The organism is Pseudoalteromonas sp. C2R02 (genome assembly GCF_018860845.1).
Lineage (GTDB): Bacteria > Pseudomonadota > Gammaproteobacteria > Enterobacterales > Alteromonadaceae > Pseudoalteromonas.
Window position 1 is genome coordinate 135,627 of sequence record NZ_JAHKQC010000027.1, and the last position, 14,428, is coordinate 150,054.

The following is a 14,428-nucleotide window of genomic DNA, read 5'->3' on the forward strand; positions in this document are numbered from 1 at the left end:
CTTTTAATTTTATGAAATACTAGGAGCAAGCGCATGCTAATACTAACTCGTCGCGTCGGTGAGACCCTTATGATAGGTGATGAAGTTACAGTTACTGTACTGGGTGTTAAAGGTAATCAAGTACGTATCGGTGTAAATGCACCAAAAGACATCTCTGTGCATCGTGAAGAGATTTATATGCGCATTCAAGCTGAAAAAGCAAACCCTTCAGCGGGTAACGAATAAGTAATTATTTGATTTAATAACTTAGGTTAATAAGTCAAAATAAAAATGCCAATCAGGTCACTGATTGGCATTTTTTTCTATAATAAATATTTAATCAAACCTCCATATTAGAGGTTTTGTTAATACCAGTTCTGTTAATTAACGGAACTGGTATACCTACTAATTAAAGATTTTCAATCGTTGTTTTCTGCTCAACTAATTTTGCTTTAGCTTCACTTAATTCTGCAAAGATTGCTTTTTCTTTGTTAAGTACCGCTTCAGGTGCTTTGCTCACAAATTTTTCATTGTTAAGTTTACCTGTAACACGGCCTAGCTCTTTTTCTAATTTCTCTAACTGTTTATTTAGACGTGCAACTTCTGCTGCAACATCAATTAAACCCGCCATAGGAATTAATACTTCTAAACTGCCTACCATAGCTGTTGCTGATGCAGGTGCTTGTTCGCCATCACTTAGAGCTGTAAAGCTCTCCAGTTTAGCCAGAGAAGCTAAGAAGGCTTTATTTTCATTTAAACGGCGTTGATCATCGCTTGATACATTTTTAAGTAATACATTAAGCGGCGTATTAGGACTGATGTCCATTTCACCACGAATATTACGTATTGCTAAAATGAATTGTTTAACCCATTCTAAATCAGCCATCGAATCAGTATCTACATTAGCTTCATTAAATGCAGGGAAAGCTTGAACCATAATACTGGTATCTGTTGTGTTTAAACCTGCAAGTGGTGCAACACGTTGCCAGATAGTTTCTGTGATGTAAGGCATTAATGGGTGCATTAAGCGTAATAAGCTTTCAAGCACTGTAATTAACGTATGACGGGTACCACGCTGCTCAGCTTCTGTGCCTTGCATTATTACTGGTTTAGTTAATTCTAAATACCAACCACAGAACTCGTTCCATGTGAAATCGTAAATAGTATTAGCAGCTAAATCAAAACGGTAGTTATCTAAGTGCTCAGTAAATACTTTTACTGTTTGCTCAAATTGACCTAAAACCCAACGATCAGCTAATGAATATTGTTTTTCAAGATCATTGGTAAAACCACAATCTTGTTCTTCAGTATTCATTAATACATAACGGCTTGCATTCCATAACTTATTACAGAAATTACGGTAACCTTCTAAACGGCTCATATCCCAGTTGATATCACGACCTGTTGATGCCATTGCTGCTAGTGTGAAACGTAATGCATCAGTACCATGTGCTTCGATTCCGCCAGCAAATACTTTACGTGTATCTTTTTCAATTTTAGCAGCAAGCTTAGGTTGCATCATGTTGCCAGTACGTTTTTCAACTAGGCTTTCAAGATCAATACCATCGATCATATCTAATGGGTCGAGTACGTTACCTTTAGACTTCGACATTTTATCGCCGTTATCATCACGAATAAGGCCTGTTACATAAACGGTTTTAAATGGTACTTGTGGTTTACCGTTTTCATCTTTGTTGAAGTGCATGGTCATCATGATCATACGCGCAACCCAGAAGAAAATGATATCAAAACCTGTTACCAATACATCTGAAGGGTGGAAAGTTTTTAAATCTTCAGTTTGTGCAGGCCAGCCTTGTGTTGAGAAAGTCCAAAGTGCAGATGAGAACCAAGTATCTAATACATCATCATCTTGCTTAAGGGCAACATCATCAGCAATATTGTTATCGCGACGTACTTCAGCTTCATCACGACCAACAAATACATTACCTTCGTTATCATACCAAGCTGGGATACGATGTCCCCACCAAAGTTGACGTGAAATACACCAGTCTTGAATATCATTCATCCAAGAAAAATACATGTTTTCGTATTGTTTAGGCACAAATTCAATTTCACCGTCTTCAACTGCTTTAGTTGCAGTTTCAGCTAGTGGTGCCACACGTACATACCACTGATCTGTTAGCAATGGCTCAATTACTACACCAGAACGATCACCATAAGGAACGGTTAAACCGTGGTCTTCAATTTCTTCTAATAAACCCGCTTGTTCAAATTCAGCTACAATTGCTTTTCTTGCTGCAAAACGGTCTAAACCATGTAAACGCTCAGGAATTGGTGCGTCAAACTCAAGCTCTTTACCATCAAAAGTATACGCTTCACCTTGTGTTAATATGGCTGCGTTTTTATCAAAGATATTAACCATTGGAAGTTGATGACGTTTACCCACTTCATTATCGTTAAAGTCGTGACCAGGCGTGATTTTCACACAACCTGTGCCTTTTTCCATATCTGCATGTTCATCTGCAACGATAGTGACACGACGATTTACGATAGGCAGTAAGATATCTTTACCGATCAGGTCTTGGTAACGCTCATCATCGGCATTAACTGCAACACCCGTATCACCTAACATAGTTTCAGGACGAGTTGTTGCCACTACGATGTAATCTTTACCTTCTTTAGTTTTTAGATCATCAGCTAAAGGATAACGTAAGTGCCACATATGGCCTTTTTTATCTTTATTTTCTACTTCTAAATCAGAGATAGCGGTATGAAGCTTTGGATCCCAGTTTACTAGGCGTTTGCCACGGTAAATTAAATCTTCTTTATGTAAACGAACAAATACTTCTTTTACTGCTTCAGATAAACCATCGTCCATTGTAAAACGTTCACGATCCCAATCAACTGATGCGCCTAAACGACGAAGTTGTTTTGTGATAGTGCCGCCAGATTGCTCTTTCCAATCCCAGATCTTATCGATAAATGCATCGCGACCTAAATCATGACGTGTTTTACCTTCTTCAGCAGCCAATTTACGCTCAACGAGCATTTGTGTTGCAATTCCAGCGTGATCGGTACCAACTTGCCATAAAGTATTGTTACCTTGCATACGCTTATAACGTGTAAGGGTATCCATAATGGTATCTTGGAATGCATGGCCCATATGTAGGCTACCAGTGACATTTGGTGGTGGGATCATAATTGAATAAGCTTCACCTTTACCAGATGGTTTAAAGTAACCTTTTTCTTCCCACCCTTGATATAAAGACTGTTCAATATCTTGCGGGTTATATGTTTTTTCCATTATTGGAGCCTTAATCTAATTTTTTAGTTTAACTATTAACTATCTATCAAGTTTAAATATCTTGTGTAGAAATATTAACGCCCATTTGTCGTAAATATTTATACCTTTCTCTCGCTGCTTGTTTAAGGTTTGTATCGCTAGGAACAAAATCAAAAACTTGACTAAATCTGTTTATAAAATCAGGCACTTTAGTTGCCAAATTAATTAAAATTCTTCTATTGCCAACAGGAGTTGAATCACCGATTTCTACCGGAGCCCCATTTGCAGGACCTTCACCTTGAAGGTTATGTGGTACAAAGCTGTTTGCTTCAAAAGACCACAAATACTCATCTATAATGTGAGAGTCGTTTTTATCATTTGTATAAATAAAAACACGCTTTCCTTGCCTAAATTGATCCGCGGCCAAGCGTGCAGCGAGATCAAAATGAGCCGGAATATCTATTTCCTGCTCAGGTTTGTCTAGCGCTTCGTTGTGTTTTAAAACGTAAAAAATAGCGTTCATAACAGTCTTTTTATTTAAGCAATGGCGTATTCTATAAAAACTAATCCCCTATCGCAAAAGCGAAAGGGGATTTATTTTTAAATCTTGATATATTTTTAAGCTTAAAAGTTCAAAAGTAATTAAATTCTAAACTTAAAGCATTGATATCGCAGCTAAGCTTCTGGCGTTTGAACTTCTTCTGCTTTGTTTAATAAATATTGGGCGAGCATAGGAACAGGTCGACCGGTCGCACCCTTGTTTGCGCCACTTTTCCATGCAGTACCTGCGATGTCTAAATGTGCCCAGTTATACTTTTTAGTAAACTTAGATAAGAAACATGCTGCGGTAATTGTGCCAGCGGCTTTGCCACCTAAATTAGTAAAGTCAGCAAACGGGCTTGCAAGTTGTTCTTGGTAATCATCCCATAAAGGTAATTGCCACGCTCTATCACCACTTTGCTCGGATGCTTTTAGAATATCGTGTGCTAATGGATTATGGTTTGCTAAAACGCCAGTTGCATGATGTCCTAATGCAACAATGACAGCACCCGTTAGTGTTGCAACATCAATTACAAGTTCAGGATCAAAACTTTCAACATACGTAAGTGCATCACATAATACTAATCGACCTTCGGCATCTGTATTTAATACTTCTACAGTTTGGCCTGACATCGTTGTTAAAACATCACCAGGACGATAAGCATTTGAGCCAGGCATATTTTCACAGCCAGCAAGTACACCAATTACATTTATAGGTAGGTTCATTTGCGCTAATGTGCGCATAGTACCAATAACACCCGCAGCACCGCCCATATCATATTTCATTTCGTCCATGCCTTCGCCTGGTTTTAATGAAATACCACCTGAGTCAAATGTCAGACCTTTACCAACTAAAACGATTGGCGCTTGATCTTCTGGGGCACCGTTATAATGAATAACAGACATAACAGATTCATTTTCACTACCACGACCTACCGCTAAGTATGAGTTCATACCAAGCTCAGCCATTTCTTTTTCGCCTACTAGATTAACTGTGACTTTATCAAATTCAGCTGCAATTTTTTGCGATTCTTCGCCTAAATATGCTGGATTACAGATATTTGGCGGCATATTAGCGACGTCTTTACATAGCTTCATACCTTCAGCGATTGCAAGACCATGGTCGATTGCATTCTCACCGATTGTCAGTTCACGGCGTGTTGGTACATTAAATACGATTTTACGTAATGGACGTCTGGTATCGCTTTTTTTACTTTTAAGCTGATCAAATGTATATAAGCTGTCTTGTGTTGTCTCAACTGCTTGACGTACTTTCCAGTATGTATCTCTGCCTTTAACATGTTGTTCAGTTAAAAAGCATACAGCTTCCATTGAACCTGTTTCATTTAAAGTACTTATTGTTTTAGAGATGATTTGCTTGTATTGCTTGTCATCTAATTCACGTTCTTTACCACAACCAACAAGTAATATGCGTTCACTCAGTACATTTGGTACATGGTGTAGCAATAACATTTGTCCTGGTTTGCCTTCTAAATCTCCACGGCGTAATAAATTTGAGATATAGCCATCGCTGATGCGATCTAATTGCTCACCAATTGGAGATAAACGTCGCGGTTCGTATACACCTACAACAATACAAGCACTTCTTTGCTTTTCCGGACTTCCGCTTTTTACGCTAAATTCCATAGCGACACCTGCCTTTAATCTGCTTTCTATTGCCGCTGATTACAACTTTTTGTGTACCTTCAGCGCCAATGACATATAATTAACTTCTAAAAATAACAAGTTTACTCGAAATTCCACACTATTCCAGTGAAAAGAGATGTTTATAGGGGCATAGATTGCTAATTTTTCGTTATTTGACTGCTGAGGTACTAAAATCTCAATTTGCAGTCTTCTTTACTTTGATGACTATTTTTGTAAGTGAAAAGTTTGTTCGGATATTAACTTCTGCTTCAGAAGGCGGGATCCCAGGCAAATTAGTGATGTCATTTTTGGCACTTAAGTTACCTCAATTAGCTTCTTTAATTTTACCTTTGAGTATATTTCTCGGTATTATTTTAGCTTATAGTCGGATTTATGCTGATAGTGAAATGACGGTATTAAAGGCGTGTGGCGTAAGTGAGTGGTATGTCACACGAGTGACTTTAGTTTCAAGTTTTATCATGGCGATATTCGCAGGTATTGTCACTTTATATCTGGCGCCCTGGGCTGCAGAACAAGAATATCAGTTAAAGGAGCAAGCTGAGGCAGACGCGGGGTTATCTTCTTTGAGAGCGGGACGTTTTCAACAAACCGAAAATGGTAAAGCGGTTGTTTTTATTCATGATATAAATCAAGGTGGCAGTGAGTTAAATCGTGTTTTTGTCGCACAGTTGCCAGAATCCGAAAACGAAAATGAATTAACACCGATTGATAACAAAAAAGCACAACTTGTTTATGCTGATAAAGGCACTGTTGTTGAAGATGTATCCGGGGAGCAAAAACTCATATTAAGTGATGGTAAAAGATATGAAATTAAAAATAAGAGCCAAGCATTAACCTATACCCAATTTGAAGGTTATCAAGTTCAAATTCAAGAACAAGCAATAGAACACAAAAGACGAAAGCTTAAAGCGGTGCCAAGTCATGATCTTGCTGTTATGGATAATAATGAAGCTAGAGCTGAGTTCCAGTGGCGTATTGCGATCCCATTGTCTATTCCTATTTTAACATTACTAGCAGTACCTTTAAGTGTGGTTAATCCTCGCCAAGGGAAGTTTGCTAAGTTAGTGCCTGCACTTGGTTTATATCTTGGATATTTCATATTTTTAAATGCAGCTAAGTTTGCCTTAGCTGATGGAAAAATACCGCAATCACTTGGTTTGTGGTGGATTCATTTATCAGCGTTATTTATTGGTTCCTTATTGATTTTAAAAGGCAGGCCCATAGGTTCATTTATTTTTTCTAAGTTTAGAAAAACAGCTAGTTGATTGAAAAATTAGTTAATATTAAAAATTAGAATCGTTTATTTTAAGCATTATTAAAAAGGCATGATGAGTTGAAAACACTTGATTGGTATCTAGGTCGTAGCATTATTCAAACCACAGGGTTTGCATTAATGGTGTTAGTTGGTCTCAATACCTTAATTAAATTTATTGATCAGCTACGTTCAGTTGGTCGTGGTACTTATGACTTAGCGGCTGCAGGGCTTTATACTTTATATAGTATGCCTGGTGACTTAGTATTATTTTTTCCTATGGCTGCGCTTATAGGTGGTTTAACGGGTTTAGGGGCGCTTGCGTCTAATAGTGAGCTTGTGGTAATGCAGTCTGCGGGCATGTCACGTTTACAAATTATTATATCGGTAATGAAAACCGCTTTATTTTTAGCGCTGTGTATGATGGCACTAGGTGAGTGGGGCGTACCAGAAGCGCAAAAAAAAGCAAAAGAGCTACGTGCATCGGCCATATCGGGTGGCAGTGTTTTTAATGCTAAAAAAGGCATTTGGGCAAAGGATGGTGATGTATTTATAAATATAGAGAATGTGGATTCATCAGGGCGATTAAATGGCCTTAATATGTATAACTTTGATAAAGAAACTTTAGAGCTAAAGCAGGTTACTCAGGCAAAAACTGCAATACCTCACTCACAAGGTTGGATGTTAAGTGATGTCAACCGCATCAATTTAGGTGAAGATAAAGTTACGTCTGAAAAGCTAGCACAATCACTTTACCACTCGGATTTAACACCAGAAAAACTAGGCGTTGTTTCAGTAAAACCTGAGGCTTTGGCATTTACTGGTTTAGTGTCTTATTTAAATTACTTAAAGCAAAATGATCAAGATACCAGTAATTATGAGTTGGCTTTATGGCGTAAGGTTATGCAACCGGTATCGATTGCTGTGATGTTACTTGTTGCTTTATCCTTCATTTTTGGGCCGTTACGAACAGTCACTATGGGTGCAAGAATCATAATGGGTGTTGTTACAGGCATTGTATTTAACTTAATAGATAAGATTTTTGGACCAATAGTATTGGTTTATGAAATACCTCCAGTGATAGGCGCTATTGTACCAAGCCTTCTATTTATTGCATTTGCCACTTATTTACTTAATAAGAGAAGCTAATTACAGTAATCACCCTCAGGATTTTCTGAGGGTGATGAAAGGTATGCTTAAACCTCTTCTACATTAGCATCTGAAATTAAGTTTATTAACTCATCTTGAAACTCAAACAATTCCGGCTCAATATCTTGTATCGAAGCACCTTTCTTTAGTGATAATTCCATTGTTTCGGCTAGATTTTTAAGTTTTGGCACGCCCGTATAACAGCATGCACCATGAAACTTATGTATAATTTGCAGGATTTTTTCACGCTCTCTATCTATATAGGCTTGCTCTAAGGTTTTTTGTGTTTCAGGGATGCTCAGCATTAACATATTAAGCATTTCATGGGCAAGTTCACTTTTTCCGCCTGCACGCTCTAAAGCTAACTTCCAATCAACAATACTGCTTCTAAAGGGGGCATTGGGTGAGTTTAATATGTGTGAATTTGTTTTAGCTTTAGGTATTTTTAACTGGGCTTTAGGCATGTTATGTTCACCATATTCATGAATTGCTTGGCGTAACATATCTTCATCTAATGGTTTAGTTAAATATCCTCTAAAACCAATCTTTAATAGGTGTTCTTTTTCACTGGCCAGTGCATGGGCTGTAACGGCAATAATCGGGGTATCTTCATTTAAAGAAGAATCTAAAATCATTTTACAGGCGGTAATGCCATCCATAATAGGCATTTGAATATCTAAAAAGATTAAATCATATTTATGAGTTTTAGCTAAACTTAGCGCTTGAGCACCGTTATGTGCGGTATCTAAATTTTCAATTTGCTCTTCTAATAATGTACAGATCAACTTAAGGTTGGCGGCGTTATCATCAACAACTAATGCTTTTAAAGGTAAAATTTTATCGCAGGTGGTCGGAGTATGAATAGATGGATGATCTAACCTGTATGGCGCTGCTAACGTTTCACATAGTTTCTTATGGTTAACAGGTTTACTTAAACAAGCATCAGCACCAATACCAACAAGCGCTTCACGCATATTATGAGAAATAGTATTGACCATTAAATAAAGGTAGTCAGTGTGCTCACGAGTCATACTGACCAAAGTACGTATATCTTTCATAGTATCTGGTGATGCACTATGGCCGATTATTGAGATATCGAAATTAAATTCTTGATTCAATGCAGTTTCAAGCTCATCTATGGTTTTACATGCCTCAACATGAATACCCCAATTTTCTAATATTGTTAAAGTTGCATCATGAGAATGTTCATGTGGTTCAAAATATAAAACCCGTTTCTGTTTTAAACTATTAATTGGTAATATTTCTATATGGTTATGTTCAGGTAGTTCAAACATGGCATTAAATGTAAAGCAGCTGCCTTTACCTAAAGCTGAATTTAATGAAATTCCGCCCTTCATTGCTTCAACAATATGTTTAGTAATAATTAAACCTAAACCTGTACCGCCAAATTTCCTGGTAATGCTTGAATCTGCTTGGCCAAATGCCATAAACAAAGAATCTTGCTTATCGGCACTAATGCCATGACCTGTATCTTTAATCGCAACCAATAAAGAGGTGTGTTTTATATCGAAAAGTCGGCATTCTATATCAACAGTAATGCTGCCTGATTCGGTAAATTTAATTGCATTACTTATCAGGTTTATTAATATTTGTTTAAATCGTGTAGGGTCGCCAATTAAGTTTTCAGGCACTTTATCTTGGATATAAATTGATAACTCTAATGACTTTTCATGGGCGCTTGGTGCTAATAAAGTGAGCACTTCATTTACGGTATCTCGTAATTGAAAATGTATTTTTTCTAATTCCATCGCGCCGGCTTCAAGTTTAGAAAAGTCTAAAATGTCACTAATAATACTTAATAAACTATTAGCAGATAACTCAATAGTATCGAGATAATCAATTTGATTTTTATTTAAAGGAGTTTTATAAAGTTGTCTGGTAAAACCAATTACGCCATTTAATGGTGTTCTAAGTTCATGACTCATTTTTGCTAAAAAGTCGGATTTTACTTTATTGGCATCTTGCGCTTCTTGTTTGGCGATATTTAATTGAATATTTTGTGTTTCATATTGTTCAAATGTTTCTCTATTATCACTGAGCGCTTGATCAATATGTTTTTGCATTTCATCTTTTTGCATCACCATATTATGAGATATGTTATTTAAACCTTGCCTAATTAGTTCAAACTCGCCGCCCATAGGTCTATCTATGGAAATATCTTGATTGCCACTTTTTAATGTATCTATTGCCAATACTATTTTTTTAAGGGGTTGAGATAATCTTTGACTTAACTTTAAGGCAAAGGTTAGCGCAAAAATTAAAGTTGATAAAATAACCAAAAGACTAAAGAACGCTGATTGTTGTTTTGCCATAATGGCTTGATCTTTATTGATTTGGATTGCAACAAACCCAATAATAGGCAAGGCTTGAGTTAAGCTAGAATTATCACTAGAAACATTATGATCAAAAATAGGCGTATGGAAAACGATATAATTATCGTAAAATGTAACAAGAGTACTTTTGCTTGAATTTGTTTTTTGTTCTAGCTGTGAAAAGTGGCGATGGTAGTTACTGGTAACAACTAAGTTATAATCATGATCGAATATGGCGATGCTTTTTATTAAAGGCGATTGTTTATTATGACTATGGCTAATTAAACGATTTAACGTATTTTTATTTTTATTGACTAAGGCATCTTCAGCCGAAATAGCTAAAGGTTCAATGATATTAGTGCCTTGTTCAACTAAAAAGTCATTTAATTCCAAATAACGATTTATAGTAAAATAAGATCCGAGTACTAAACCTATGATCATTGCGGGTACTAAAGTGAGTAATAAAACCCATTCTTTTAAACCTAATTTAGTCATATAAAGTAATTTATTAATATTTTTTTAATTGAATTACTAAGAGTAAAGCTTAAGTTTTGCTTAATCAATCATTGTGCTTTTATTTATTGAATTTAAAGTGCAATTTAGTTTACTGACGACACAATCAAGGCATTATTAATGGCACAATTTTTCAAGCCACAGAAAAAAACAGTTGCAAAAGGAAAGCAGCAATTGACTATCGATACTTTAAACCATGAAGGGGTAGGTATAACGAGAGTAAATAACAAAGTGGGTTTTGTTGAAGGTGCTTTGCCTAGAGAAGTTGTTTTGGCAAGTCCAACACAAACTAAAGCGAAGTTTGAGCGCTTTTCAGTAAGCAAAGTTATTAAGCCAAGTGAGTTCAGAGTTAAACCATTTTGTACTCATTACAATATATGTGGTGGCTGTCAGTTACAGCACTTAGCGCCCGAACAACAGCTAGTAGAAAAACAAAAAGCGGTTAACTCATTATTTGAAAAGTTTTTAGGTGATGCAAATACAGATTTAAATTGGCAATCAGCTATAGATAGCCAACCTTTAACGTATCGCCGTACAGCGCGTATCGCTGTTTTTTACGATAAAAATAAAAAAGAATATTTATTTGGTTATCGTCAAAAAGGTTCAAAAAAGATAATCAACATTAATAACTGCCAAGTTTTAGAGTCATGTTTTAGTAATATATTTGAAGTATTCCATCCACTTCTAAAAAGGCTTAAAACAGGTCAATCAATTACTCACTTACAGTTATATAGAACCCAAGACCAAGCTTTAATTATAATTCGTCATATTAGAGCTTTAAGTGAAAACGATATTAATTTACTGTCATCTGAGGCGGATAAAAATGGCTGGAAAATAGTATTAGAAGGCGAAACTGGTCAATATGAATTTAGTGATAAACATGCAAGTACCCAAGCTGTTATTAATAATAAAAATATTCATCTTCTGCATTATGATATAAATGAATTTAATCTTAAGTTTAATTTTTCATTCGATAACTTTATTCAAGTGAATCATAAAGTTAATGGATTGATGTTAAAACAGGCAATTGATTGGTTAAATTTAAAAAGTGATGAAAAAATACTGGACTTATTTTGTGGTATTGGTAATTTTAGTTTGCCTATGGCTCAAAGAGCAAGCTCGGTGGTTGGCATTGAAGGTGTTGCTTCCTCTGTTGAGATGGCAAAATTTAATGCCAAGAATAATCAAATAGAAAATGCGCGGTTTTTTTGTCAAGACCTCAATGAATCGATGGCAAAGGCAAAATGGTTTAATGAAGAATACGATGTGCTTGTATTAGACCCATCAAGAGCGGGGGCATTCGATATTTTATCTCAGCTTAAACTTAAACGTTTTGCACGTATTTTGTATGTATCTTGCGACCCAGTAACTTTAGCAAGAGATAGTAAATTAATTATAGATGCTGGTTTTAAAATAAGTAAAACTGGTTTAATGAACATGTTTCCGCACACTGGACATGTTGAAACTATGGCGTTGTTTACAAAGTCATAGTAGGTATTAGTCGCTAAAAGGAAGTGTTTTATGGTTTCAATTCGTCAATCACATATAAATGATGATACAGAGACTCATTGGCTAGAATTAATTGATTTGAATGATGAACAGCTAGATGCCATGCGTTTAGCGATTGAGTTTTGTCAGGATTTAGATGAAAACTTACCATTTGAGCAATCAAAGGAAATGGTTGAAATATTAGCTGAGCTTAATATGGATCCTGAAACACTTGCGACCGCCTATTTAACACCTTTTTATTTAAGAAAAGTCATCACTATTGAAGATGTTGAAGAAAAACTAGGAAAGTCTTTAGCAACTTTGCTTAAAGGTGTTTTTCAAATGGCGACAATCAGTACCTTAGCACACCAAAATAAAGGTACAATACAGATAGATAATATCAGACGTATGCTTTTAGCTATGGTGGAAGATGTACGTGCTGTTGTCATTAAACTTGCTGAACAAGTATGTCATTTACGCAGTGTCAAAAATGCCAGTGAAGAAGAGCGTGTAATTGCTGCTAAAGAAACCAGCAGTATTTTTGCACCCTTAGCAAACCGTTTAGGCATTGGTCAAATAAAGTGGGAATTAGAAGATCTTTCTTTTCGTTACTTGCATCCCGAGTATTATAAAAAAATAGCCAAGTTATTAGATGATAAACGTTTAGACCGTGAATCTTATATGACTAATATGGTCGCGTCTATTCAATCTAAATTAGATGAAGCAAATGTAGATGCACAAGTCGAAGGGCGTCCTAAGCATATTTTTAGCATTTATAAAAAAATGTATAAAAAGAATTACGATTTTGAACAGCTATTCGATATTCGCGCAATAAGGGTTGTGGTTGATCATATTCAAGACTGTTATGCCGCTTTAGGGATAGTGCATACCAACTGGCAGCATTTACATAAAGAATTTGATGATTATGTTGCCACGCCTAAACCTAATGGCTATCAATCAATTCATACAGTTGTGCTTGGCCCTGAAGGTAAAACAGTTGAAGTGCAAATTCGAACCCAAGGCATGCATGAAGATGCTGAATTGGGTGTTGCTGCCCATTGGAAATATAAAGAGGGATCATTACCAAGTAAAAAATCAGGGTATGATCAAAAAATAAATTGGTTGCGCTCTTTATTACAATGGCAAGAAGAAGTCGTTGATGATTCAAGTCTTGCCGATGATCAAGAACTTGCTGAAGAGCTAAAAAATCAAGTTATTGAAGACCGTGCTTATGTATTTACCCCTTCTGGTGATATTGTTGATTTACCTATGGGGTCTACGCCACTAGATTTTGCTTATTATATTCATTCTAATGTCGGTCATAGATGTATAGGCGCTAAAATATTTGGCAAAATAGTGCCATTTACGCATCAGTTAGTGACGGGAGATCAAATAGAGATCCTCACTAAAAAAGAGCCTAGCCCAAGTAGAGATTGGTTAAACCCATCACTTGGTTATATCAAGTCATCTAGGGCGCGCGCTAAAATACATCATTGGTTTAAGCAACAAGATAGAGATAAAAACTTAGCTGCAGGCAAAGAGATTGCAGATGCTGAACTGGTAAAACATGATTTAACTATTAAAGAATTAGACGGGGCGGTAAAGCGTTTTAATTTCAATCAAGTTGATGAGTTATTAGTTGCAATTGGTGCGGGTGATGTGCGTTTAGCGCAATTTATAAATTATCTACAAAGCAAACAAATAAAAGATGATATCCCTAAATTTAAACATCATCATAAAGCAGTATCAACGAAAGGTGATAAAAACGGCATTATAGTTGATGGTGTCGGCAGCTTAATGAGTCATGTTGCTGGTTGTTGCCAACCAGTACCAGGTGATGTGATATCAGGCTATATTACCTTAGGTAGAGGCATTGCGGTTCATAGAAGTGACTGTGAGCAATTTGTTCAACTAAGTAACTCAACACCAGAACGTGTCACCGATGTTAGCTGGGCTGCAGATGTGCAAACAAGCTATGCTTTAACAATACGCATAGAGGCTAATGATAGACCTGCACTGATGCGAGATATTAGCTCGGTATTGGCAAATGAAAAAATCAATGTATTAAATATGAGCTTAAATACCCAACCTCAAAAGCAGTTAGCGATATTTGATATGAAGCTTGAAATTACAGATTTATCTACAATGAATCGCGTCTTGACAAAAGTACAGCAAATTGAAGGCGTATATGAAGCCAGACGTCATCATTAATAACAACTAAATAATATGAAAAGGCGAAGTATATCTTCGCCTTTTCCATAT

Annotated in this window: 9 protein-coding genes; 5 read left to right on the forward strand and 4 right to left on the reverse strand. The window is 36.2% G+C overall.

Annotated elements, in window-relative coordinates; all coding sequences use genetic code 11:
- The first annotated feature begins 33 nt into the window (after positions 1–33).
- On the forward strand, positions 34–225 hold the full coding sequence (gene csrA, locus KO527_RS09830) for a carbon storage regulator CsrA (RefSeq protein ID WP_042143112.1): 192 nt from the start codon (positions 34–36) through the stop codon (positions 223–225).
- 163 nt (positions 226–388) lie between these two features.
- Here the strand turns inward: csrA and KO527_RS09835 are convergent, their stop codons facing one another.
- From KO527_RS09835 to pepA, 3 genes are all read right to left on the reverse strand, one after another.
- Positions 389–3,244: a valine--tRNA ligase gene (locus KO527_RS09835; protein ID WP_216040137.1), complete on the reverse strand. Its 2,856-nt coding sequence runs from the start codon at positions 3,242–3,244 to the stop codon at positions 389–391.
- Between the two features lie 52 nt (positions 3,245–3,296).
- Positions 3,297–3,746, reverse strand: coding sequence for a DNA polymerase III subunit chi (locus KO527_RS09840; RefSeq protein WP_216040138.1), 450 nt, complete (start codon positions 3,744–3,746; stop codon positions 3,297–3,299).
- A gap of 152 nt (positions 3,747–3,898) precedes the next feature.
- Entirely contained in the window at positions 3,899–5,410 is a 1,512-nt protein-coding gene (pepA, locus tag KO527_RS09845; RefSeq protein ID WP_216040139.1) for a leucyl aminopeptidase, read from the reverse strand.
- A gap of 155 nt (positions 5,411–5,565) precedes the next feature.
- Here pepA and lptF point away from each other — a divergent pair, with 155 nt between their 5' ends.
- Both lptF and lptG read left to right on the forward strand, forming a co-directional pair.
- Positions 5,566–6,696: an LPS export ABC transporter permease LptF gene (gene lptF / locus KO527_RS09850; protein ID WP_216040140.1), complete on the forward strand. Its 1,131-nt coding sequence runs from the start codon at positions 5,566–5,568 to the stop codon at positions 6,694–6,696.
- A gap of 68 nt (positions 6,697–6,764) precedes the next feature.
- Positions 6,765–7,832 carry an LPS export ABC transporter permease LptG gene (lptG, locus tag KO527_RS09855; RefSeq protein WP_216040141.1) on the forward strand — a complete coding sequence of 356 codons (1,068 nt, stop codon included), beginning with the start codon at positions 6,765–6,767 and terminating at the stop codon, positions 7,830–7,832.
- Positions 7,833–7,879: 47 nt separating this feature from the next.
- On the opposite strand, the gene barA is transcribed toward lptG, so the two are convergent.
- Complete coding sequence (barA, locus tag KO527_RS09860; RefSeq protein ID WP_216040142.1) at positions 7,880–10,660, reverse strand: two-component sensor histidine kinase BarA; 2,781 nt, start codon at positions 10,658–10,660, stop codon at positions 7,880–7,882.
- Positions 10,661–10,798: 138 nt separating this feature from the next.
- Between barA and rlmD the strand changes: the two genes are divergently transcribed.
- Both rlmD and relA read left to right on the forward strand, forming a co-directional pair.
- Positions 10,799–12,169, forward strand: a complete 1,371-nt coding sequence (gene rlmD / locus KO527_RS09865; protein WP_216040143.1) for a 23S rRNA (uracil(1939)-C(5))-methyltransferase RlmD — start codon at positions 10,799–10,801, stop codon at positions 12,167–12,169.
- Positions 12,170–12,199: 30 nt separating this feature from the next.
- Positions 12,200–14,377 (forward strand): GTP diphosphokinase, encoded by a 2,178-nt coding sequence (relA, locus tag KO527_RS09870; RefSeq protein ID WP_216040144.1) that lies wholly within the window; start codon positions 12,200–12,202, stop codon positions 14,375–14,377.
- Positions 14,378–14,428: the final 51 nt, after the last annotated feature.